At 71.7% G+C, this 21,715-nt stretch carries 20 protein-coding genes; 13 read left to right on the top strand and 7 right to left on the bottom strand.

Going from position 1 to position 21,715, the window contains the following annotated elements; all coding sequences use genetic code 11:
- Positions 1-2 precede the first annotated feature (2 nt).
- Positions 3-575 carry a DUF2510 domain-containing protein gene (locus ACRQ4C_RS14955; RefSeq protein WP_439689227.1) on the top strand — a complete coding sequence of 191 codons (573 nt, stop codon included), beginning with the start codon at positions 3-5 and terminating at the stop codon, positions 573-575.
- A gap of 9 nt (positions 576-584) precedes the next feature.
- Here ACRQ4C_RS14955 and ACRQ4C_RS14950 read toward each other — a convergent pair whose 3' ends face one another.
- The 3 genes from ACRQ4C_RS14950 to ACRQ4C_RS14940 form a co-directional block, all read right to left on the bottom strand.
- Positions 585-1,781, bottom strand: a complete 1,197-nt coding sequence (locus tag ACRQ4C_RS14950; protein WP_439689226.1) for an FAD-binding domain-containing protein — start codon at positions 1,779-1,781, stop codon at positions 585-587.
- Between the two features lie 150 nt (positions 1,782-1,931).
- Positions 1,932-2,462 carry a putative immunity protein gene (locus ACRQ4C_RS14945; RefSeq protein ID WP_439689225.1) on the bottom strand — a complete coding sequence of 177 codons (531 nt, stop codon included), beginning with the start codon at positions 2,460-2,462 and terminating at the stop codon, positions 1,932-1,934.
- 45 nt (positions 2,463-2,507) lie between these two features.
- Entirely contained in the window at positions 2,508-3,023 is a 516-nt protein-coding gene (locus tag ACRQ4C_RS14940; protein WP_439689224.1) for a GNAT family N-acetyltransferase, read from the bottom strand.
- A gap of 142 nt (positions 3,024-3,165) precedes the next feature.
- Here ACRQ4C_RS14940 and ACRQ4C_RS14935 point away from each other — a divergent pair, with 142 nt between their 5' ends.
- From ACRQ4C_RS14935 to ACRQ4C_RS14905, 7 genes are all read left to right on the top strand, one after another.
- On the top strand, positions 3,166-5,052 hold the full coding sequence (locus ACRQ4C_RS14935; protein WP_439689223.1) for an arabinofuranosidase catalytic domain-containing protein: 1,887 nt from the start codon (positions 3,166-3,168) through the stop codon (positions 5,050-5,052).
- A gap of 156 nt (positions 5,053-5,208) precedes the next feature.
- Positions 5,209-6,276, top strand: a complete 1,068-nt coding sequence (locus tag ACRQ4C_RS14930) for a LacI family DNA-binding transcriptional regulator (protein ID WP_290133877.1) — start codon at positions 5,209-5,211, stop codon at positions 6,274-6,276.
- Between the two features lie 88 nt (positions 6,277-6,364).
- Entirely contained in the window at positions 6,365-7,627 is a 1,263-nt protein-coding gene (locus ACRQ4C_RS14925) for a sugar ABC transporter substrate-binding protein (protein ID WP_439689222.1), read from the top strand.
- Positions 7,624-8,586, top strand: a complete 963-nt coding sequence (locus ACRQ4C_RS14920; RefSeq protein WP_439690915.1) for a carbohydrate ABC transporter permease — start codon at positions 7,624-7,626, stop codon at positions 8,584-8,586. The genes ACRQ4C_RS14925 and ACRQ4C_RS14920 overlap by 4 nt, the downstream gene beginning before the upstream one ends.
- Positions 8,576-9,496 carry a carbohydrate ABC transporter permease gene (locus ACRQ4C_RS14915; protein ID WP_439689221.1) on the top strand — a complete coding sequence of 307 codons (921 nt, stop codon included), beginning with the start codon at positions 8,576-8,578 and terminating at the stop codon, positions 9,494-9,496. The genes ACRQ4C_RS14920 and ACRQ4C_RS14915 overlap by 11 nt, the downstream gene beginning before the upstream one ends.
- Positions 9,493-10,884 carry a family 1 glycosylhydrolase gene (locus ACRQ4C_RS14910; RefSeq protein ID WP_439689220.1) on the top strand — a complete coding sequence of 464 codons (1,392 nt, stop codon included), beginning with the start codon at positions 9,493-9,495 and terminating at the stop codon, positions 10,882-10,884. The genes ACRQ4C_RS14915 and ACRQ4C_RS14910 overlap by 4 nt, the downstream gene beginning before the upstream one ends.
- A gap of 22 nt (positions 10,885-10,906) precedes the next feature.
- On the top strand, positions 10,907-11,893 hold the full coding sequence (locus tag ACRQ4C_RS14905) for an amidohydrolase family protein (protein ID WP_439689219.1): 987 nt from the start codon (positions 10,907-10,909) through the stop codon (positions 11,891-11,893).
- Positions 11,894-11,958: 65 nt separating this feature from the next.
- Here ACRQ4C_RS14905 and ACRQ4C_RS14900 read toward each other — a convergent pair whose 3' ends face one another.
- Positions 11,959-13,338, bottom strand: a complete 1,380-nt coding sequence (locus tag ACRQ4C_RS14900) for an NtaA/DmoA family FMN-dependent monooxygenase (protein WP_439689218.1) — start codon at positions 13,336-13,338, stop codon at positions 11,959-11,961.
- A 193-nt stretch (positions 13,339-13,531) separates the two neighbouring features.
- Here ACRQ4C_RS14900 and ACRQ4C_RS14895 point away from each other — a divergent pair, with 193 nt between their 5' ends.
- Genes ACRQ4C_RS14895 through ACRQ4C_RS14875 form a run of 5 tightly spaced genes read left to right on the top strand, consistent with a single transcriptional unit; the run spans position 13,532 to position 20,061 of the window.
- Positions 13,532-15,199, top strand: a complete 1,668-nt coding sequence (locus tag ACRQ4C_RS14895; protein WP_439689217.1) for an ABC transporter substrate-binding protein — start codon at positions 13,532-13,534, stop codon at positions 15,197-15,199.
- The gene (locus ACRQ4C_RS14890; protein WP_290133884.1) at positions 15,196-16,143 is read left to right on the top strand and encodes an ABC transporter permease; all 948 of its coding nucleotides are present in this window, start codon (positions 15,196-15,198) and stop codon (positions 16,141-16,143) included. Before ACRQ4C_RS14895 ends, ACRQ4C_RS14890 begins: the two co-directional genes overlap by 4 nt.
- Positions 16,140-17,060, top strand: a complete 921-nt coding sequence (locus ACRQ4C_RS14885; protein ID WP_439689216.1) for an ABC transporter permease — start codon at positions 16,140-16,142, stop codon at positions 17,058-17,060. The genes ACRQ4C_RS14890 and ACRQ4C_RS14885 overlap by 4 nt, the downstream gene beginning before the upstream one ends.
- Positions 17,057-18,835: a dipeptide ABC transporter ATP-binding protein gene (locus ACRQ4C_RS14880; RefSeq protein ID WP_439689215.1), complete on the top strand. Its 1,779-nt coding sequence runs from the start codon at positions 17,057-17,059 to the stop codon at positions 18,833-18,835. Before ACRQ4C_RS14885 ends, ACRQ4C_RS14880 begins: the two co-directional genes overlap by 4 nt.
- Positions 18,832-20,061 (top strand): acyl-CoA dehydrogenase family protein, encoded by a 1,230-nt coding sequence (locus tag ACRQ4C_RS14875; protein ID WP_439689214.1) that lies wholly within the window; start codon positions 18,832-18,834, stop codon positions 20,059-20,061. The genes ACRQ4C_RS14880 and ACRQ4C_RS14875 overlap by 4 nt, the downstream gene beginning before the upstream one ends.
- Before the next feature lie 73 nt (positions 20,062-20,134).
- Here the strand turns inward: ACRQ4C_RS14875 and ACRQ4C_RS14870 are convergent, their stop codons facing one another.
- The 3 genes from ACRQ4C_RS14870 to ACRQ4C_RS14860 form a co-directional block, all read right to left on the bottom strand.
- Positions 20,135-20,665, bottom strand: coding sequence for a GNAT family N-acetyltransferase (locus ACRQ4C_RS14870; protein WP_439689213.1), 531 nt, complete (start codon positions 20,663-20,665; stop codon positions 20,135-20,137).
- A gap of 9 nt (positions 20,666-20,674) precedes the next feature.
- Positions 20,675-21,187, bottom strand: a complete 513-nt coding sequence (locus ACRQ4C_RS14865) for an RNA polymerase sigma factor (protein ID WP_439689212.1) — start codon at positions 21,185-21,187, stop codon at positions 20,675-20,677.
- Positions 21,188-21,363: 176 nt separating this feature from the next.
- Positions 21,364-21,714, bottom strand: coding sequence for a hypothetical protein (locus ACRQ4C_RS14860; protein WP_439689211.1), 351 nt, complete (start codon positions 21,712-21,714; stop codon positions 21,364-21,366).
- Position 21,715 lies beyond the last annotated feature (1 nt).

Here is a 21,715-nt window from a genome sequence, read left to right as displayed (position 1 = left end):
CGATGTCCACGACACCCCCTGGCTGGTACCCCGACCCCTCCGGTCAGCACGGCACCCGGTGGTGGGACGGCGTGCAGTGGACGCAGCAGGTCGGGCCGCCGACGTCGCAGATGCCGCGCCCGCGGATCCCGGACCACGTGCCGACCGACACCGTGTGGGTGTGGATCATGGCGCTGCTGCCGATCGTCTCGTTGCCGGTCTCGCTCCTGTACCAGCCCGAGTTCCGCTACGAGGTCCTCCCGGGCGGCGTCCGGACCGTCGATCCACGGTCGATCTACACCGCCGGGTACCTGCTCGTGCAGGGGTTCACCGTCCTGGTCTACGCCGCGACCGTCGTGCTCGCGTACTTCGACCACCGCGAGCTGAAGCGGCGCGGTGTGGTGCGTCCGTTCCCGTGGGGCTGGGCGTTCCTGCTGTCCCCGATCCTGTACCTGATCGGCCGGTACGTCGTCGTCCGGAAGGTCGCGCCCGGCCGACCCATGTGGCCGCTCTGGACCAACATCGCCCTGCTCGTCATCGGCCTGGTGATCGGCATCGCTCGGAGCGTCGCGATCTTCCAGCAGATGCTGCCCTAGTACCGCCTACTACTGCGCCCTGACCAGCCGCGGGATCCGCTCCTTGAACGGGAAGAACCCCCGCGATGCGAACGGCCACGCGCGGCTGTCCCACGGGCGTCGCACCGTCACGAGCCCCACGCCCTCCGCGGCGAGTGCCGACCGCAGCACGTCGAGCCGCTCCCGCACCGGCGCGACCGGGGCGTACGGCACGAGGACCGTGTCGAGCGCTGCCGACCGGGCCCAGTCCACGACGGCCGATGCATCGGCGGCGCCGAGGGTCGCCGCCGGGAGCCCGGTGGCATCGGCGGTCCGAGCGGCAGCGTCCGCGACGGCTCCGGTCGTGAAGGCCTCGACGAGCGGCGACACCGGCGCGGGCGAGCGGGCTCCGGCATCGGCGAACACCGCCGCCGAACGCAGCGTGGGTGCGGCCGGGCCCAGCGCGGTCAGCAGGGAGGCGGGCTCGAGGTCCTCCTCGTGCAGCAGCAGCCCGACCCGCGACCCGACCTCCCCGAAGACGTCCTCCGGGGCGATCGGCGTCGCCGGTGGGAACGGCTCCTCGTCGAGCGGCCGCGCGGTCGTCGCGAGTCCCCTCGGTGCGAAGCGGCCCTCGGTGTAGCGGGCGATGTTCTCCGTCGTCGCGAGGTACGTCTTCCCCCGTGTCTGCAGCCCCGCGACCCACCGCCACGAGAGCGTGTTCGACGCCGCGTCACCGTCGAGCAGGTGCCGGAGGAAGAAGTCTGCGCCGAGCTGCCACGGGAGCCCGAGCGTGAAGACCCAGATGCTCGCGAACCACATCCGCACGTGGTTGTGCAGGTACCCGGTCTCGACGAGTTCGCGCGCCCAGGCGTCCATCGCGTCGATGCCGGTCCGGCCTGCCACCGCGTCCTCGTACCCATCAGGCGGATCACCCGCGAGCAGGTCGCGGACCTCGTGCCGGGAGCGCCGCCACACCTCGGGACGCTGTTCCAGCCACCCCTTCCAGTAGGTCCGCCAGAACACCTCCTGCACGAACTTCTCCGCCGCGTGCAGGCTGTGGCGCTCGAGGACGGCGTCGACGACCTCCTTCTCGGTCACCAGCCGGTGCCGGACGTACGGCGACAGCCCCGAGACGTTCGACCGCGAAGGGCCCAGGTCGTGGTTGCGGTCGCGTCGGTAGTCGGCGCCGGCTCGGGGCACGAAGTCGTGCAGGGCCTCGAGGCCAGCCGCGCGGGTGGGGATGAACACTGCGCCATCCTGCGCCCGTGGTCGTACGGCCAGCCGAGAGCCGCTGTACCCGGCGGCCGCGACCCGACGGCCCGACGTGACCGGGGGGCGCTGACGCGACCAGGTCCGGACTGGAGGCACGGTTCGGGCCCGCACCGCGCCTCCAGTCCGTCAGGTGGTCCGGATCGCGGACTGGAGCCGCTCGATGTGCGCTCCGAGCGCTCCGGATGCCAGCAGGCCGGGACCGAGTGGGCCGGACGTGTCCTCGCCGAGGAGCGGCAGGCGTCGCAGTGCCGCGCGGACCGGCTCGCCCGCGTGTGCGAGCTGCCAGGCGAACTCCTCGTCGCCGCCCGCGCCGGGGGCCGCGAGTTCCGCGGCGCGCGCTGCGTACGCAGCCGCGCCGAGCGCGTGCGCACCCATGTGTGCGACGCCCGACGCCTGTCCTGCGGCGCGTGCCGCCGCCCGTCCGGCGTCCGAGCTCGCGGCGTGCGCGGCGCGACCGGCGACGAACCGATCGCGGATCTGTCCAGGGGTGTCCAGCTCGCCGGAGGCGAAGCGGCGCGCCCGATCGATCCCGTCGCGCGGCCGGCCGTCGTCCGGCGCCTCGGCCTCGAAGAGTGCGAGCACGCGCTCCGCGCAGTCCGCCGCCCAGGCCGCGACGAGCCGTCGGTCCGCCTCGTCGAGGGCCTGGGGTGACGTCATCGGTGCAGTCTGGCACCGAAACCACCGAGGCCACCGAGGAGCTGCTCAGTGCAGGTGCAGCCGGAGCAGCATCGAGTCGCCGTGCACCGGGTCGACCTCGCGCTCGCCGGTGTCGACGAAGCCGAGCCTGTCGAGCAGGCGCAGTGACGCAGTGTTCCACTCCCGGACCGTCGACGCGAGATGCCCGTACCCGATCGATGTCGCGCAGTCGACGACCGCACGCGCCGCCTCGGTCGCGTAGCCCCGCCCCGAGTGCTCGCGGAGGAACTCGTACGCCAGCTCGGGTTCGTCAGGGACGCCGACACTGTTGGGCACGAGGCCGCAGTACCCGAGCGGCCTCGCGGTGCCGAGCTCCTCGACGACGAGCAGGCCGGGAGCCGGCGCGTGCTCGTACGCCCGGAGTCGGTCCTCCAGCTCGACCACGGTTGGACGGCCGTCGGCGGAGATGCGTCGGTGTGCAGGGACCCGGGGGTCGCGCTCCTCCCAGAGTCGGCGCTGGAACACCGCGTCGGCGACCGTCCAGGGGCGGAGCCGGAGTCGCTCCGTCCGTGCTGCATCCACCGGCCCAGTGTGCTGCACCGCTTGCCTGCCGTCCGGAACCGGCGTAGCCTTAATGGTGGTTAATCGATTAAGCAGTGTCATTCGCCGCGAACCCGACGATCGACCGCCATCCCCAGCAACGACGCTCGGAAGGACCGCATCCATGCACATCGGGTCGACCTCGAGGTCACGGCGCACCGTCGCCGCCCTCCTCGGGGCTCTCGCTCTCGTCACCGGGAGCCTGTTCGCCGTCTCGGCAGGGACCGGCAGCGCTGCTGCCGCGAGCGCCGGACCGTGCGACACCTACGCCAGCGCCGGCACCTCGTGTGTCGCCGCGTACAGCTCCACCCGGGCGCTGTACTCCTCGTACAACGGGCCGCTCTACCAGGTGCAGCGCGCCTCGGACGGGGCGACCACGAACATCGGACTCCTCGCCGCTGGTGGGTACGCGAACGCCGCGGCGCAGGACACGTTCTGCTCCGGCACGACGTGCACCATCCCGAAGATCTACGACCAGTCGTCGAACCACAACGACCTCACCGTCGCCCCGGCGGGTGATGCGGGTCCGGCGAACAACCCCGCGAACGCCACGGCGCTGCCGATCACGGTGGCCGGCCACAAGGCGTACGGCATCTTCATGCCGCAGCAGGTCGCCTACCGCATCTCGAGCACGCTCGCGAAGGGGACCGCGCGTGGTGCGAGCCCCGAGTCGATGTACGAGGTCGCGAGTGGCACCAACGTGAACCACGGGTGCTGTTCCGACTTCGGCAACGTCGAGACCCAGGAGAAGGACACCGGCAAGGGGCACATGGACGCCCTCAACCTCTCGATGCTCAACGGCACGGGCAGCGCCGGTCGCGGACCCTGGGTGCAGGCCGACCTGGAGAACGGCGTCTACGAGGGCAGGACGGCGATCAACACGGCGAACACCGGCAACAGCACGAAGTTCGTCACGGCGCTGCTCAAGAACGACGGTGTCGCGAACTTCGCACTGAAGGGCGGTGACGCGCAGGGCGGCTCACTGTCGAAGTGGTACGAGGGGCCGCTGCCGACCGACAAGGACGGTGACGGGCAGGGCTACACGCCGATGAAGCTCGAGGGCTCGATCGTGCTCGGGGCCGGCGGGGACAACTCGAACCGCGGGACGCAGTCCTTCTTCGAGGGTGTCATGACGTCGGGGTACTCCTCCGACGCTGCGGACAACGCCGTGCAGGCGAACGTCGTCGCGCAGAACTACCAGGGCGTGTCCACCGGCGGGGGTCCGGGCTCGTTCATCACCGGACCGGGTGGCAAGTGCGTCGACGTGTCCGGGGACGACACCGGCGGCAACACCGCGGTCGTCCAGCTCTGGGACTGCCAGGCGCTCGCGGCCGACCAGCACTGGCTCGGGAACGTGTACGGCGCCCACACGCTGAGCACGCTCGGGCGGTGCCTCGACGTGAACGGCAACGGCACGGCGAACGGCACGCACGTCGAGCTGTACGACTGCAACGGTGTGGGCGGTCAGCAGTGGATCGTGCAACCCGACGGGTCGATCAAGAACCCGCAGTCCGGTCGCTGCCTGGACGACCCGTCCGGCAACACGGCGAACGGCACGCCGCTGCAGCTCTACGACTGCAACGGGAACCAGGCGCAGAAGTTCGTGGCCTCGGTGCCGATCCGCACGATCGGTGACAAGTGCGTGGACGTCGCGGGGAACGACCTGCAGCAGAACGGGCAGCAGGTGCAGGTGTACGACTGTCAGACCCTGCTGACCGACGAGCAGACGTCCGACCAGCAGTGGGCCTACAACGCGACCGACCACACCATCCGCACGCTCGGCCGCTGCCTCGACCTCGACGGCAACGCGACGGCGAACGGCACGCACCTGGAGCTGTACACCTGCAACGGTGTCGGCGGGCAGCAGTGGGTGCCCCAGGCGAACGGCTCGGTGCTCAACCCGCAGTCCGGACGGTGCCTCGACGTGCCGTCCGGCAACACCGCGAACCAGACCCCGCTGCAGCTCTACGACTGCAACGGGCAGGCGCCGCAGGTGTTCCGGTTCAACTGATCGGGGACGCTCGACAGGACGGACGGGAGGCCCGTGGCGACACCGCCACGGGCCTCCCGTCGGTCTGGACCCCGGTTTCGACGAAACCCTTGCTGAATCGATCAAGCAGGTGCATGATGATCCCAGTTAATCGATAAAGCGAGCAGGGAGGCGCCCGTGCCGAAGTCCGTGACCCTCAAGGACGTGGCCGCCAAGGTCGGCGTGACCTCCGCGGCTGCGAGCATGGCACTGTCCGGCCACGAGCGCATCAGCGAGAAGACCCGGGCCGCGGTCAAGCAGGCGGCCGACGAGCTCGGCTACGTCCCCAGCTCCGCCGGCCGTGCGCTCCGCAGCCAGCGCGCCGACGCCGTCGCCCTCATCGTCCCGAACTCGTCGACGCACGTCTTCGGCCACCTGTACTTCATGCACGTCCTCACCGGGATGTCGACCGCGGCGAACGCCCACGACGCGCAGGTGATCGTCTCGACGAACGCCGACACCTCCACCGGTGGGGTCGCCTACGAGCGGGTCATGCGGTCCCGCACCGCCGACGGCGCCATCGTCACGAGTGCCGCGATCGACGACGACCACGTCCAGGCCCTCGTCGCGAGCGGGCTGCCGGTGGTCCTCATCGGCAACTACCCGCACCTGGCCCGCGCCGTCTCGGTCGGGATCGACGACGTCGCGGCGACCGAGCGGCTCGTCGACCACCTCGTCTCCGTCCACGGGCGGCGTCGACTCCTCCACGTGACCGGCACGCTCGACCACCAGACCGGGCTCGACCGCCGGGAGGGGTTCCGCCGTGCAGCGGATCGGCACGGCCTCACCGACGTGTCCGTCATCGAGGGGGACCTCTCCGAAGCCTCGGGCGCCGCCGCCGTCGAGCAGCTGCTCGCCGGATCCCGTGACGAGGACGAGCTGCCGGACGGCATCGTCTTCGCGAACGACGACATGGCCGTCGGGGGTCTGCGGGTCCTGCGCCGCGCCGGGGTCCGCGTGCCCGAGGACGTCTCGGTCGTCGGGTTCGACGACTTCGGCCTCGCCCGCGTGACGACCCCGGGGATCACGACCGTCCGCGTCCCCGCCGAGGAGATGGGCCGGATCGCGACCGAGCGGCTCTTCGGCCTCGTCGACGGGACGCGGGGCAACGACACCGACACCGACCAGCACACCGAGCTGCCGGTCGAGGTCGTCCTCCGCGGATCGTGCGGCTGCGACGACGACGCGGGCCTCGCCGCCCCCTGAACTCCTCTCCGACCCATCCACCACAGCGCACCGTCCGACACCGAACACCGACCCGCGCGCCACTGCGACGCAAAGGAGCGTTACAACGATGAAGCACGCACGCACGACCCTCGCGGTCGTCTCCGGGGCCGCCGCCCTCGCCCTCGTCCTCACCGGCTGCTCCGCCGGCGGCGCGGCGAGCAGTGACGGCCCCGTCACCCTGAAGGTCTGGACCGGGTTCACCGGCGGTGACCGTCCCGGCTACGCCACGATCGTCAAGGACTTCGAGAAGTCCCACCCGAAGATCAAGGTCGAGATGACCGTGCAGCCGTGGGACACGATCCAGCAGAAGCTCCCCTCGGCGTGGCTCACCGGCCAGGGCCCCGACGTGGCCGCGGTGTCGAGCGACCCGAACGCGGTCGCACAGTACGTGAAGACGAACTCGGTGCTGCCGATCACGATGACCGGCAGCGGCGACGGCAAGATCAACACCTCGGAGTTCGCACCCGGCACGGTGGAGGAGTTCACCTACGACGGCAAGCTCTACGGCGTCCCGGCCAACTTCGCGACGCTGAGCCTGTACTACAACAAGAAGCTCTTCTCCGACGCCGGCATCGCGAACCCACCGACGACCGTGCAGGAGATGGCTGCCGACGCGAAGCAGCTGACGACCGGTGGCAAGTACGGCATCGCGCTCGCCGACAACCAGACCATCCAGATGTGGCCGGTGCTCCAGTGGCTCGAGGGCGGGGACATCGTCACGAGCAAGGGGTGCAGCGCCGTCCAGACGAAGGCCTCGCAGCAGGGTCTGGAGACCTGGGGCGACCTCGTCGCGAAGGACAAGGTCAGCCCGGTCGGCCTGACCGGCGCCGAGGCCGACTCGCTGTTCTCCGCCGGCAAGGCCGCCATGGAGATCAACGGACCGTGGGCAGCACCCGGGTACAAGTCGGCGGGCATCGACCTCGGCATCGTGAAGGTCCCGGTCGGTGTCGACGGCAAGTCGACGACCCTCGGCTCGATCGCTCCGCTGTCGATCTCCGCGAAGACGAAGTACCCGACGCAGGCCCAGGAGTTCCTCGCCTACTGGACCTCGAAGACCGCGCAGCAGAAGTTCTCGCTGCAGACCGGCTTCCCGCCGCTCCGCACCGACCTCTCCGACGACGCGGACCTCAAGGCCGACGCCACCGTCTCGGTGTTCGCGAGCCAGGTGCCCGACTCCCGTCTCTACCTGCCGCACGTGACGAACGCCACCAAGGTCGACTCCGACGCCTACGTCCCGATGATCGGCAAGATCACCCGCGGCACCTCCGTCGCCGACGCGACGAAGGAAGCGGCGCAGACCATCGACGGTCTGACCGGTTGCAGCCAGTGACCGACCAGCTCACCGGGTCGGCCCCGTCACGCAGCACGCGTGACGGGGCCCCCGCCTCCACCGCCGGCCGGGAGGCACGCCCCACCCGCCGCCGGACGCGCCGCTTCCAGCCCGCCTGGCTGTTCATGGCCCCGTCGCTGCTCATCCTCGGCGTGTTCGTCCTCTTCCCGATCCTGCGCTCGCTGTACTACTCGTTCTTCGACTGGACCGTCGGCGCCGTTGCGCAACAGTTCGTCGGGTTCGGGAACTACGTCCAGCTCGCCCACGACCCGCAGTTCTGGAACGCCCTGCGGGTGACGCTCGAGTACACGGTCGTGTCCGTCGTGCTGCTCGTCGTGCTCGGGTTCGTCGCCGCACTGCTGCTCCAGCGGGACACCCTGCTCAACCGGGTCGTCCGCTCGGTGTTCTTCTTCCCGACGATCGTGTCGCTCGTCACCATCGGCCTCGTCTGGAAGTTCCTCCTCGACCCGGACATCGGCCTCGTCGGCGGGCTCACCGCAGTGTTCGGCCTGCCGAGCGTCGCCTGGCTGCAGTCCACCTCGCTCGCGCTGCCGACCGTCATCTTCGTGTCCGTGTGGAAGAGCATCGGCTTCGCGATGATCCTCTTCATCGCCGGCCTCAAGGGCGTGCCGGGGGAGCGGTACGAGGCCGCCGAGCTCGACGGTGCGAACCGCTGGCAGACCGTCTGGCGGATCACCCTGCCGAGCATCCGCCCGACGCTCCTGTTCACGTCGATGATCCTGACGATCCAGTCGTTCCAGGTCTTCGACCTCGTCTACGTCATGACCGGCGGTGGCCCCGTGTTCGCGACGGACTCCCTCGTCAACCTGCTCTACCGGGACGGCTTCGTGAACTACCAGACCGGCTACGCCTCGGCGATCTCCTGGGTCCTCTTCGTCATCATCATGCTCATCTCGCTCCTGCAGCTCCGACTCTTCCGGTACGACGATGTCGACTGACACCGCGACCCGGCGACCGCCCGTGGCGGAGCCGACCCGTGCCTCCCGGCCGTCTGCCGGCCACCGACCGGGGCGACACGGTCGCCGGAGCAGCCTCGTCGTCACCGGCTCCGTCCTGAAGTGGGTGTACCTCGGGATCGGACTCGTGTTCGCGCTCGTCCCCTTCGTCTGGATGGTGAGCGGGAGCTTCCGGTCCGAGGCAGACCTCTTCGGACACCCGGCGTCGTTGTTCCCGACGAGCATCACGCTGCACGGCTACGAGGGCGTGTGGCAGCAGTTGCCGTTCCTGCGGCTGCTGCTCAACTCACTCGTGTTCACGGTCGTGACCACCGTGCTGACGCTGCTGTTCGACTCGATGTGCGCCTACGCCCTCGCCCGGATGCGGTTCGTCGGGCGGAACGTCGCGTTCGTGCTCGTCATCGCGACGCTCATGGTGCCGTTCCAGGTGACCCTCATCCCGGTGTTCGTCGAGCTGTTCCACCTCGGGTGGCTCAACACGTACCAGGGGCTCATCATCCCCAGGGCGACGAGTGCGTTCGGGATCTTCCTGTTCCGGCAGTTCTTCATCGACATCCCGCCGGAGCTCGACGAGGCGGCGCGCATCGACGGCGCCGGGCACTGGCGCATCTACTGGCAGGTGATCCTGCCGCTGGCGAAGCCGGCGATCGCGACCGTGGCCGTGCTCAACGGGATGGCGCTGTGGAACGACCTGCTCTGGCCGCTCGTCGTGAGCACCTCGAACGACATGCTGACGCTGCCCGCCGGGCTCACGCTGTTCGGTGGCGCGCACGTCACGGACCACGCGGTGCTGCTCGCCGGGGCCGTGATCTCCCTCCTGCCCATCGCGCTCGGGTTCTTCTTCGCGCAGAAGTACTTCGTCGCGGGCGTCGCCACCTCGGGGTTGAAGTGACGCGCGGCACGTCGGGCGTCGAGCGGCCGGGGGAAGCGTTCGCGCCCGGGACGTTCACCTGGGCCCTCGGCATCGAGGACACGTGCGTCTACCCACCGGCCCGCTTCGCGATGGCGCCGCTCGACGAACACGTGCTCACCGGGCACGACGACGCCTGGCGCGGCGACCTCGACACGGTGCGCGACCTCGGCGCGACGGCCCTGCGGTACGGGGTCGACTGGCCGAAGGTGCACCTCGGCCCCGGCCGGTTCGACTGGTCCGTCCTCGACGAGCGACTTCCCCGTGCGGCCGACGGCGGTGTCACCGTCATCGCCGACCTCGTCCACTACGGCACACCGACCTGGCTCGACGACTCCTTCGCGGACCCGCGGTACCCGGACGCGATCGCGGAGTTCGCCGGTGCGTTCGCCGATCGGTACGCGGGGGTCGTCGACCACGTCACCCCGCTCAACGAGCCGATCACGACCGCGTCGTTCGCGGGGCTCCGCGGCGTCTGGCCGCCGGGGCTGTCCGGGTGGTCGGGATGGACGTGCGTGGTCCTCGCGATCGCCACGGGCATCCAGCGGAGCGTCCGTGCCGTGCGTGCGGCGAACCCCCACGCGGTGGTCGTGCACGTCGAGGCGAGCACCCTCGTCGAGTCCGGCGACGGCGATCCGGAGACGACGGCCGAAGCGGGACTGCTCGAACTGGTCGGCACCGTCCCGACCGACCTCGTGCTCGGCCGTGTCGTCCCCGGACACCCGGCGCACGGCTGGCTGCTCGAGCACGGCGCGACCGAGTCGGGGCTGCGCGAACTGGTCGACGGAGCCGTCGCGGTCGACCTGCTCGGCGTGAACTACTACCCCGACCTCACCCCGCGACGACTCGTGTCCGGGGTCGACGGCACGGTCCAGCACGCGCACGACCGCTGGACCGACGGGCTCGCCGAGGCACTCGGACGGTTCGCCGGGCGGTACGGACTGCCGATGCTCGTCACCGAGACCTCGATCGAGGGCGCCGACGAACTCCGGTCCGCCTGGGTCCGTGACGCCGCCGACACCGTGCGGGCGCTCGCCGCGTCCGGGACCGACGTCCGTGGGTTCACGTGGTGGCCGCTGTTCGACTTCGTGGACTGGTCGTACGCCGCGGGCGGGCGGAACGTCGAGGAGTTCGAGCTCCCCGACGCCGTCGTCGCCGACCGCGCCGCGAGCGACCGGAAGACCCCGTACCTGCGCCGGATGGGGCTCGTCCGACTCGAGGAGGACGAGGGCGGGGTGCTCCACCGGGTGCGGACCCCGGCTGCCGAGCGCTTCCGCGAGTGGGCCACCGGCGCCGTGGCGGCGGCATCGTCCGTCGTCGGCCCTGCCGGGACGGACGGCGCACGAACCGAGGATGCTCGAGGGACCTGAACACGAACGAGCGGAGGTCGCGGTGCGCGACGGACTGATCGGCATCGAGGAGCACTGGATCCACGAGGGGATCGACCGCGCGCAGCGTGCGCTGCCGCCGGACCGGCGCGACGACAGCCTGCTCCTCAACGACCACGGCGACGTCGCGCAGCAGCTCGCCGACACCGGCGGCGGGCGACTCGCGGCGATGGACGCGCAGGGGGTCGACGTGCAGGTCCTGTCCCTCGCCCCGCCCGGGACGCAGGGCCTCGACGCCGCTGATGCCGTCGTGCTGAGCCGGGATGCGAACGACCAGGTCGCGGCCACCGTCGCGGCGTCACCGGGTCGGTTCCGCGCCTTCGCCACCCTGCCGCTCGCCGATCCGCCCGCAGCCGCCGTCGAACTCGCGCGTGCCGCGGGCCTCGGCCTGGTCGGGGTGATGCTGCACGGGCGGACCGGCGACGTGCTGATCGACGACCCGCGGTACGACGAGCTCTGGACGGTCGCCGAGCGCCTCGGTCAGCCGGTGTTCATCCACCCGCAGATCCCGCCGCGCACCGTCCGGGATGTGTCCTACTCGGGCCTCGGCGACCTGCCCGACCTCGCGATGGCGACCTTCGCGTGGGGCTGGCACCTCGAGGCGGGGACGGCGGCGCTCCGGCTCATGGCCCGCGGTGTGCTCGACCGGCACCCGGCGCTCCAGCTGGTGCTCGGACACTGGGGCGAGCTGCTGCTCCTCTGGCACGACCGGGCGGACGGGTTGGCTCGCGCCGCGGGGACGGAGCGCTCGATCACGGAGTACCTGCGCGAGAACGTCTGGATCACGGCGTCGGGCATGCTCGACCCGGCGATGCTCCGGCACGCACTGAGTGTGACGAGCCCGGATCGTCTGTTGTTCTCGACCGACCACCCGTTCCAGCGGCCGAGCGCCGCGGACATCGACCGGTTCCTCGCCGAGTTCGTGGACCCGGGGGACCGGGCGGCCTTCGCGTCCGGCAACGCCCGTCGACTGTTCGGGATCACCGACTGACGGAGCCGCGGTCCCTCAGCCGCGGTCCGGCCGTGGCCCGTCCGCCGCGAGGTCGGTCATGCCGCTCAGCCGCCGACCGACGCGCCCGCGCGGGAGGCCCGGTGGCGCGCGGCCGGGTGCCGGTCGGGCAGCCGGGAGGACCCGCCGCCCTGCACACGCTGCCGCAGGGTCTCGCCGTCGGTGTACCGCTCGGGCAGCCGTCCGCGTTCCCGGAGCAGCGGGGTGACGTACGTCCCGAAGACCCGGACGGTGTCGAACGAGTGGTACTGCCGGAGGTTGATGCCGTCGATCCCGTCGTCGTCGAGCCACCCCTCGATCTGGTCCGCCACCGCCTCGGGCACGCCGGCCGCCCAGAACGCACCGTGCCAGGCCTCGTCCACCCGGTCGAGCAGCTCGCCGACGGTGCTGTCGAGCGCGATCCGCCCCACGAGCCGCTCGCCGCCCTCGACCCCCTCGGCCTCGAGCGCATCGCGAACGGTACGGTTCCGCGGGTGCCGCAGGGCGTCGAAGGGCACGCTGCCGTGGACGAGCGGCCCCTCCTCGCTCCGGAACGCCCGGTACTGCGCCACCTTGTCCTCGACCTCGCGCTGGGTCGGGGCCGTGATGACCGCGGCCTGGGTGACGAACTTGACGTCACCGCGCTCGCGTCCGGCGGCCTCCGCGGCGTCCCGGACGGCGTCGGCGGTGCGCTGGACACCGTGTCCGCCCGTGAAGACGACCTCTGCGTGGGCGCCGGCGCGCTGGATCCCGGCTGGCGAGCCCGTCGCGAGGAACAGGGTCGGCGTGCGCTGGGTCGACGGCTCGGACAGGTGCGGTCCGGCGACGCTGAAGTGCGTCCCGACATGGTCGATCGAGTGCACCTTGTCCGGGTCCGTGTACACCCCGTGCTCGGCGTCGCGCAGGACCGCGTCGTCCTCCCACGACCCCTCCCACAGCTGGTAGAGGACGTCGAGGTACTCGTCGGCGATCTCGTACCGGGTGTCGTGCGGGATCTCCTCGGCGAGCCCGAAGTTCCGTGCGGCGTTCGGGAGGTAGCTCGTCACCACGTTCCACCCGACCCGGCCGTTCGTCAGGTGGTCGAGCGTCGACATGCGGCGGGCGAACGCGAACGGCGGCTCGTAGCTGGTCGAGAACGTGATCCCGAAGCCGAGGTGCTCGGTGACCGCGGCCATCGCCGGGACGACGAGCATCGGGTCGTTGTTCGGGATCTGGAGTCCCTCGCGCAGCGCCGGCGCCGTGGACCCCTGGTACACGTCGTAGGCGCCGAGCACGTCGGCGATGAAGACCGCGTCGAACTGCCCGGCCTCCGCGGTGCGTGCGAGCTCCGTCCAGTACCGGATGTCCGTGTAGCGGTGGCGTTGGTTGCCGGGCAGTCGCCACAGGCCGTGCGTGATGTGTCCCACGCAGTTCATCTCGAACACGTTGAGCAGGAGTCGCTTGGGCATGGTCCGAGGCTAGGCAGTGTCCGACCAGGACCAGCCCTGCGTGACCCCAGGTTGCGACGGAGGTCGCGGAAGGCACCTGCGGACGTCGCACGACGACACGTGTCGGCCCCTCCGTGACGTCGGGAGACGGTGCGTTGCCCGGTGTTGCCGAGCGGTCGCGCTCGCCGCGGAGCCGGCCCTAGCGTCCCCTGTCATGACCCGCTCCCACTCACTGCGGACCGTCGCGGCGGCCCTCTCGACCGTCGCCCTGGTCGTGCTGCTCGCCGGGTGCAGCGGCGCGTCGTCGGCGTCGTCGCGGTCCGACGGGCCGGTCCGCGGCGGCACCCTCGTGTACGCCACCGACCGCGAGCCCACCTGTCTCGACCCGCACAACTCGGGTGACATGCCGCAGACGTACATCGCCCGCCAGTACCTCGACTCGCTCGTGTCCCTGCAACGCGACGGCAGCGTCAAGCCGTGGCTCGCGACCTCGTGGGACATCTCGCCCGACGGGAAGCAGTACGACTTCACGCTGAAGCAGGGCGTCCGGTTCACCGACGGCACCCCGTTCGACGCGCAGGCGGTGGTGGACAACTTCACCCAGATCCTCGACCCCGCGACGCAGTCGAGCACCGACCTGCTCTACCTGACCGGGTACTTCGACAAGGCCACCGTCGTCAGCGACCACGTCGTGCGGATCTCGCTGCAGCGGCCGTACTCGCCGCTGCTCGCCGCGCTGTCGCAGGCGTTCTTCGGGATGGAGTCGCCGAAGGCCATGGCGCGGGGGCTCGCGGCGAACTGCGAGTCCCCGGTCGGGACCGGCCCGTTCGAGGTCGTGCGGTGGAACCACGAGCGGGACGTCGAGCTCGTGCGCAACGACGAGTACAACAGCGCACCGGAGGACGCGGAGCACCAGGGCCCGGCGTACCTCGACGGCATCACGTGGAAGTTCCTGAAGGACAACACGACCCGGTACGGCGCGCTGAGCTCCGGCGAGGCCGACGTCATCTTCAACGTCCCGCCCGAGAGCGAGGGGCTCGCGAAGGCCGACCCGTCGATCTCGCTGCAGTCGTTCGTGCACTCCGGCTCGCCGTTCAGCCTCGACCTCAACACGAAGAGCCCGGTGTTCAGCGACATCCGCGTCCGGAAGGCGTTCGTGCACGCGTCGGACGCGAAGGAAGCGGTGGAGAGCGCGTACAACGGCGTCTTCCCCTACGAGGGCAACAACGTCAGCTCCGGCACGCCGCACTACGACGCGGCGTACCACGAGCCGTTCCCGTACGACCCGACCGAGGCCGAGCGGCTCCTCGACGAGGCGGGCTGGACCGGTCGCGACACCGACGGGTACCGCACGAAGGACGGCGAGACACTCACGGTCGAGCTGCCGTACAACGCCGATTCGGCCGAGACCCCGCCCGCCGACCTGACGATCCTGCAGGACATCCAGGCGATGGAGAAGCGCGTCGGCATCAAGGTCGTGCTGCAGGCCCTCGACTCGTCGAGCATGAACGCGGTCTGGGGCAACCCGAAGGCGTACGACCTGCTCGGGAACTACTGGAACAGCCCGACGCCGCACGTCATGTACATCAAGTACTCGAAGGCGACCTACGACGTCGACAACGGGCAGAACTCCGCGTTCGCGTACGACGACGAGCTCGACCGGCTGCTCATCGCCGGGACCGCGACGACCGACCCGGCCGCGCAGCAGCGGGCCTACTCGAAGGCGCAGGCACTGCTGTCGTCGAAGGCGTGGACGCTGCCGCTCTACCCGATCCAGACCCGACTCGGCATCTCCGACCGCGTCCGCGGGGTCTGGATCGAACCCAGCGAGGGCGAACCCGTCCTCGCCGACGCCTACCTCACCGACGGAGGCAAGCGATGACCGGCTGGCCCGTCCGCATCGCCCGGCGCATCGCCGAGGCCGTGCTGCTGCTGCTCGCCGTGGGCACGATCGTGTTCTTCCTCGAGCACGCCGTCCCCGGCGACCCCGCGGTGGCGATCCTCGGCGGCGCGGCCGCCCACCCCACGAAGGAGGCGGTCGCCGCGGTCACCGCGCAGTACGGCTTCGACCGTCCGCTCCTCGTGCAGTACGGCGACTTCCTCGCCGGCCTCCTCCGACTCGACTTCGGCGAGTCCTACACGCTGAAGCAGTCGGTGACGAGCGTCATCGCCGGGCAGATCGGACCGACGCTCGCGCTGACCGTCGCCGCACTCGTGCTCGCCTGGGTGCTGTCGATCGCCTCGACCCTGCTCACCGCGGGGCGCTCCGGGGTGTGGGGGCGGATCGGCTCGGTCGTCGAGACCGTCGCCGCCGGACTGCCCCAGTTCTGGCTCGGACTCGTGCTGCTGCTCGTGTTCGCGGTGCAGCTGCACTGGTTCCCGGTGATCGGCTCCGGTCCGCTCGGCATCGTCCTGCCGGCGCTGACCCTCGCGATCCCGCTCGCCGGCTTCCTCGGCCAGGTCACCCGCGACGAGTTCGAGGAGAAGCAGCAGGAACCGTTCGTGCTCTCGGCCCGGTCACGCGGACTGTCGGAGGGGGCCGTCCGGTCCCGCTTCGTCCTCCGGCACGCCGCGCTGCCGGGCATCACCCTCTCCGGCTGGGGCCTCGGCTCCCTCGTGTCCGGAGCCGTCATCGCCGAGGTCGTCTTCGCCCGCCAGGGCATCGGACAGGTCCTCGTCACCGCCGTGAGCGCGCAGGACCTGCCGCTCGTCATCGGCATCACGTTCGTCGTCGCACTCGTGTACGTCGTCGCGAACGTCCTCACCGACATCGCCTACGTCGCGGTGGACCCCCGCCTCCGCCGCTCGATCGGAGCCGCAGCATGAGCACCACGACCGTCACCGCACCACCTGCGCCAGCAGGGCCCGTCGTCACGGAGCCCGCCACCGGACCGGCCGGAGCCGACGTCCGCGAGGCGCGCCGTGCCTCCAGTCCGATCCGCAGGGTCTCCTTCTGGCTGGCGGCCGCGTTCATCGGGCTCGTCGCACTGGCGGCCGTCTGGCCGTCGCTGCTCGCGCCGCAGGACCCGCTCGCGATCGACCTCGGTGCGAGCTTCGACGCCCCGAGCGCCGCGCACGTCTTCGGGACGGACCAGTCCGGCCGCGACGTGTACTCCCGGGTCGTGCACGGCGCCGGCCAGTCGGTCTCCATCGGTGTCGGAGCGACCGCGCTCGGGCTCGCCGGGGCGCTCGTGCTCGGGGTCCTCGGCGCGCTCGGCGGCCGTGCCGTCGACGCCGTCGTCACGCGCGTGATCGAGGTGCTCTACGCGTTCCCGGGCATCCTGCTCGCGCTCATCCTCATCGCCGTGTTCGGGTCGAGCGCGGGGACGCAGATCCTCGCCGTCGGCATCGCGACGATCCCCGGCTACGCCCGGATGGTCCGGGGCCAGGTCCTCGCGGTCCGCGGTGCCCCGTACGTGCAGGCCGAGAGGGCGCTCGGGCACTCGGCGGCGCACGTGCTGTTCCACACCCTGCTCCCGAACGCTTTCCGCCCCCTCACCGTGCTCGTCACGCTCGGCATCGGGCAGGCGATCGTCTGGGCCTCGGCGCTCGGCTTCCTCGGGATGGGCGTGCAGCCACCGGCTCCGGAGTGGGGCGCGATGCTCAACGCCGGCCGCAACTACCTGCAGCAGGCCTGGTGGCTCGACTTCTTCCCGGGCGTGGTGATCGTGCTCCTCGCCCTCTCGCTGACGGCCGTCGGCCGAGCGGTGCAGACCCTGACCCAGCCTGGAGGCGCGCGATGACCGGTCCTGTCGGCCCCACCCCCGGCGGTCCCACCGTCGTCTCCCCGCCCGTCGCGGCCCCACCCGTTGCGTCCGTTGCGTCCGGTGCGGCGCACGGTCCGCTCCACGACGCGTCGCTCGGCTCCACCCTCGGCTCGCCCCTGGTCGAGGTCGCCGGGCTCTCGGTCGCCTTCGGCGACCGGACGGTCGTCCGTGACGTCTCGTTCTCGCTCGAGCGCGGTCGCAGCCTCGCCCTGGTCGGTGAGTCCGGGTCCGGCAAGAGCGTGACCGCGCGGAGCCTCCTCGGACTGAACGGCACAGGAGCCCGCCTGCGAGCGTCGACCCTGGCGCTCGGCGGGCGTGACCTCACCGACCTCGACGACCGGGCCTGGCGCCGCATCCGCGGGGCGGAGGTCGGGTACGTGCTGCAGGACGCCCTCGTGTCGCTCGACCCGCTGCGTCGGGTCGGGGCCTCGGTCGCCGACGCGCTCCGCGAGCACGGGGTCCGTCCCCGGGCCGCGCGCGAGGAGCGCGTGCTCGAGCTGCTGACCCGGGTGCGGGTACCCGAGCCGGCGTTGCGTGCGCGACAGCTGCCCGCCGAGCTCTCCGGCGGGTTGCGGCAGCGTGCGCTCATCGCCGCCGCGGTCGCGCTCGACCCGGCGCTCCTCATCGCCGACGAACCGACCACCGCGCTCGACACCACCGTGCAGGCGCAGATCCTCGACCTCCTCGACGAACTCCGGTCAGGCGGGACCGGTCTGCTCGTCATCAGCCACGACCTCGGCGTCGTCGAGCAGCTCGCCGACGAGGTCCTCGTGATGCAGCACGGCGTGGTCGTCGAGCAGGGCCCGACGGAACAGGTCCTCGGCGACCCGCAGCACCCCTACACGAAGCGGTTGCTCGCGGCGATCCCCTCGCTGCACGCACCGGGCGCCCGGCTCTCGGATGCCCCGGTCGCCCCGCTCGCACCCCGGCCGCCCCGTGCGGACCGACCCGCCGTCGCACCGGGCACACCGGTCCTGTCGGTCGAGCACGTCTCGAAGACCTACCGCGGGCCCGACCGTGTCGACCGCACCGTCGTCGACGACGTGTCGTTCGAACTGCACGCAGGGGAGACGCTCGGCATCGTCGGGGAGTCCGGTTCGGGCAAGTCGTCGACCGCCGCGATCGCCCTCGCGCTGACCGAGCCCACGAGCGGGCGCGTGCTGTTCGAGGGACGGGCGTGGTCCGAGCTCCGCGAGCGCGAGCGGCGCCCACACCGACCGAGGATCGCGACCGTGTCGCAGGACCCGCTCAGCTCGTTCGACCCGCGGAAGTCCGTGCGACAGCTCGTCGAGTCGGCACTGCGTGCGGCGACCGGCACCGTCGCGACCGGTCGGGTCGAGGCGTTGCTGTGCGGCGTCGGGCTCGACCCGTCCCTCGGCGCTCGGCACCCGCGCACGCTGTCCGGCGGGCAGCGCCAGCGCGTCGCGATCGCCCGCGCACTCGCGACCGACCCCGACGTGCTCGTCCTCGACGAGGCCGTGAGCGCACTCGACGTGTCCGTGCAGGCGCAGGTGCTCGACCTGCTCGCCGATGTGCAGCAGGCGTACGGGGTCGCCGTCCTCTTCATCTCGCACGACCTCGGCGTCATCCACCACGTCAGCGACCGGGTGCTCGTGCTCCGGCACGGGCGCGTGGTCGAGACGGGAACGGCGGAGCAGGTGTTCTCGTCGCCACGGGACCCGTACACCCGCGGGCTGCTCGACGCCGTCCCCGGGGCACGCACCCGTCGTCACCACCAGGAGGAACGATGACCACGACCACGACCACGACCACGACACCCGTCCGGGTCCGCCCGACCCTGTCCGAGCTGCTCGAACGGTTCGCACCCGTCCTCGACCGCATCGCCGCTGGTGCCGTCGAGCGCGAACGCACCAGGACGCTGCCGCACGAACCGGTGCGGTGGCTGGCCGACTCCGGCTTCACCGCGGTCACGCTGCCCGTCGAGGCGGGCGGCTCCGGTGCGGCCCCGAGCGACCTCTTCGCGCTGCTCGTCCGACTCGGCGAGGCGGACTCGAACCTGCCCCAGCTGCTCCGTGCCCACTTCTCGTTCGTCGAGGAGCTCCTGCTCGACCCGAGCGTCGTCCGGCGTGCGCACTGGTTCGACCGGATCGCCGCCGGAGACGTCTTCGGCAACGCGAGCCACGAGCGGAGCAGCGCCGCGGTCGGGCGGTTGTCCACGCACCTCGTGCCGAACGGTGACGGCTGGCGGCTGCACGGGGAGAAGCACTACTCGACGGGGACGCTCTTCGCCGACTGGACCACCGTGACCGCGGAGACACCGGACGGCCACGTCGTCGGGGTCACGGTCCCGGTGGACGCCTCTGGCGTGCACGTCCGCGACGACTGGAACGGGTTCGGGCAGCGGCTCACCGGCAGCGGCACCACCCGGTTCGACGGCGTGCCCGTCGAGCTGTGGCAGCTCCGGGCCGAGCGGGACGATCGACGGACGCCACTGCCCGCGTTCCTGCAGACCGTGCTCCTCGCGTCGCTCGCGGGGGTCGGCCGGGCCACCGCACGCGACGCCGTCGCCTTCGTGCGGGGGCGGACGCGGCACTACCAGCACGGCGCCGGTCCGACCGCCGCGACCGACCCGCTCGTCCAGGGCGTGGTCGGGCGGATCGCCTCGGACGCGGTCGCCGCCGAAGCGCTCGTCCTGCACGCGGCGCGGGCGATCGGCGAGGCGCACGAGGCGCTGGCCGACGGGACGGCGGACGCGGCCGAGCTGGTGGCCGCCGCCGAGCTCCGGACGATCCAGGTGCAGCAGAACGTCGTCGAACTCGTGCTCCGCGCGACGACCGCGCTGTTCGAGGTCGGGGGAGCGAGCGCCACCGACCGCGACCGGGCCCTGGACCGGCACTGGCGGAACGCCCGGACACTGTCCTCGCACAACCCGCTCGTGTTCCAACAGCGCATCATCGGCGACCACCTCGTGAACGGCGCGGAACTCCAGTACTTCTGGGCCACCGGCGAGGCCTGAAACCGCTCAGGCGCACGCGTCGGCCCGGCACGAGGTCGGGCAGGAGCCGCGTACCGAACGTCCGCGCGGTCCGTCAACCGAGCGGCAGGGCCATCTCGATCGTGCGACCGTCCTCCGGTCGCACGTCCGCCCCGAGGACGTGCAGGTCCCGAGTCCGCCCGGTGGGTCGGAACCCCCGACGGTCGTAGAAGCGGCGTGCGGGTTCCGCGTGCTCGTACACGTACAGCCGGAGCACCGACGCGCGTCCGGAGGCCCATGCGAGGACGCCGTCGAGGAGCGCGTCGGCCACGCCGTGCGTCCGGCCGCGGAACCCGGGGGTGACGTACACCCCGGTGAGCACGGGCTCGGGGCCGTCGGCGTCCCCGGTCTGCGCGCTCATCATCCCGATCCACCGCCCGGTTCGGAGTTCCGTCGCGGCGAGGCTCGTGGCGTCGGGCGCGGTGCCCCGACGGGCGCGCATCCGCCAGTCGTCCTCGGTCATCGCACGGGTGGCGTCCGGCGTCGCTCCGTACGAGATCGCGTTGTCCGTGGCGTTCTCGATGCGGAGGGCACGGACGAGCGGCCAATCGTCCTCGCGGGTGGAGCGGATCGAGTACGACGGCATGCGTCGACGCTACCGCCAGCCGGCCAGCTCCTGCTCGAGCGTCCGCCGTGCCCGAGCGAGCATCCCACGGACGGTCGACACCGGCCGACCGAGGACCGCCGCGACCTCGCCGTAGGCCAGCCCGTCGAGGTGCCCGAGCTCCCAGCACCGACGCTGCAGGGCGGGCATCGACGCGAGCACAGCCCCGACCGCTTCGACGAGCGACGACCGTTCGCACACGTGGGTCGGCGTGGTGTCGTCGGATGCGGGCACCGAGTCGTCGAGTTCGTCGAGCGGCCGTCGGGCAGCGCGTCGGACCCGGTCGTACGCCCGACGGCGCGCGGTCGTCACGAGCCAGCCGCAGATCGCGGTCGGGTCGTCGATCGTGTCGAGGTGGGTCCACGCGGCGAGGAAGGTCTCCTGCACCACGTCGTCGGCGTCCGCGGGGGAGTGCAGGACGCTCATCGCGGCGGCGTGCACGAGACGGGTGTGGCGGTGCACCATCGGTGCGAAGGTCGCCGGGTCGGCGACGGGGGCGGGCATGAGCACGGTGCGGTCCGATCCTCGGGTGGATGCGTGAGGATCATTCGGAGAGAGGTGCTCGGCGGGCAGGCTCGACGGATACCCCAGTCGACGGGGCAGAACGGGCAGGTTCCCACGGTGCCGACCAGGTGACGGCCGGGAGGCGCGTGGCGGCGCCGCCACGCGCCTCCCGGCCGTCAGGTGGTCGCGCCGGGCGTGACCGCGTCCTCGACCAGGCGGATGGTCACCGTGACGAGGTCGGCTCCGCCGTCGACCCGCGGGTCGACGAGGTCGCGGACGCGTTCGCCGACGTCGCGGACCGTGTCCGGTGCGGGCCGGTCGCCCGAGACCGCGATGCCGGCGGCGATGCGCACGGTGGCGCCGTGGCGGTCGATGTCCACGAGCACGTCCGGCTCCCGGAGGGCGAGGGCGGTGGCGACGACCTCGGCCGCGGCGTGCACGATCGGTCGGGGCGGGTAGACCGCCACCACGCCGGGCACCGCGCGGATCGCGGCGGTGAGTTCACTCGACAGCGCTGCATCGTCCACA

Origin of the sequence: Curtobacterium sp. SP.BCp, from assembly GCF_051903255.1 — a bacterium.
Taxonomy (GTDB): Bacteria; Actinomycetota; Actinomycetes; order Actinomycetales; family Microbacteriaceae; genus Curtobacterium.
Note: the sequence above shows the minus strand (reverse complement) of the source record. Positions and strands in the feature narration are given on the sequence as shown.

Bases quoted from the DNA above. Each gene is read 5' to 3' on its own strand.
- ACRQ4C_RS14955 (WP_439689227.1), top strand. From the start codon at position 3: ATGTCCACGACACCCCCTGGCTGGTACCCCGACCCCTCCGGTCAGCAC.
- ACRQ4C_RS14945 (WP_439689225.1), bottom strand. From the start codon at position 2,462: ATGACGTCACCCCAGGCCCTCGACGAGGCGGACCGACGGCTCGTCGCG.
- ACRQ4C_RS14935 (WP_439689223.1), top strand. From the start codon at position 3,166: ATGCACATCGGGTCGACCTCGAGGTCACGGCGCACCGTCGCCGCCCTC.
- ACRQ4C_RS14925 (WP_439689222.1), top strand. From the start codon at position 6,365: ATGAAGCACGCACGCACGACCCTCGCGGTCGTCTCCGGGGCCGCCGCC.
- ACRQ4C_RS14915 (WP_439689221.1), top strand. From the start codon at position 8,576: ATGTCGACTGACACCGCGACCCGGCGACCGCCCGTGGCGGAGCCGACC.
- ACRQ4C_RS14900 (WP_439689218.1), bottom strand. From the start codon at position 13,338: ATGCCCAAGCGACTCCTGCTCAACGTGTTCGAGATGAACTGCGTGGGA.
- ACRQ4C_RS14895 (WP_439689217.1), top strand. From the start codon at position 13,532: ATGACCCGCTCCCACTCACTGCGGACCGTCGCGGCGGCCCTCTCGACC.
- ACRQ4C_RS14890 (WP_290133884.1), top strand. From the start codon at position 15,196: ATGACCGGCTGGCCCGTCCGCATCGCCCGGCGCATCGCCGAGGCCGTG.
- ACRQ4C_RS14885 (WP_439689216.1), top strand. From the start codon at position 16,140: ATGAGCACCACGACCGTCACCGCACCACCTGCGCCAGCAGGGCCCGTC.
- ACRQ4C_RS14880 (WP_439689215.1), top strand. From the start codon at position 17,057: ATGACCGGTCCTGTCGGCCCCACCCCCGGCGGTCCCACCGTCGTCTCC.
- ACRQ4C_RS14875 (WP_439689214.1), top strand. From the start codon at position 18,832: ATGACCACGACCACGACCACGACCACGACACCCGTCCGGGTCCGCCCG.
- ACRQ4C_RS14870 (WP_439689213.1), bottom strand. From the start codon at position 20,665: ATGCCGTCGTACTCGATCCGCTCCACCCGCGAGGACGATTGGCCGCTC.
- ACRQ4C_RS14865 (WP_439689212.1), bottom strand. From the start codon at position 21,187: ATGCCCGCCCCCGTCGCCGACCCGGCGACCTTCGCACCGATGGTGCAC.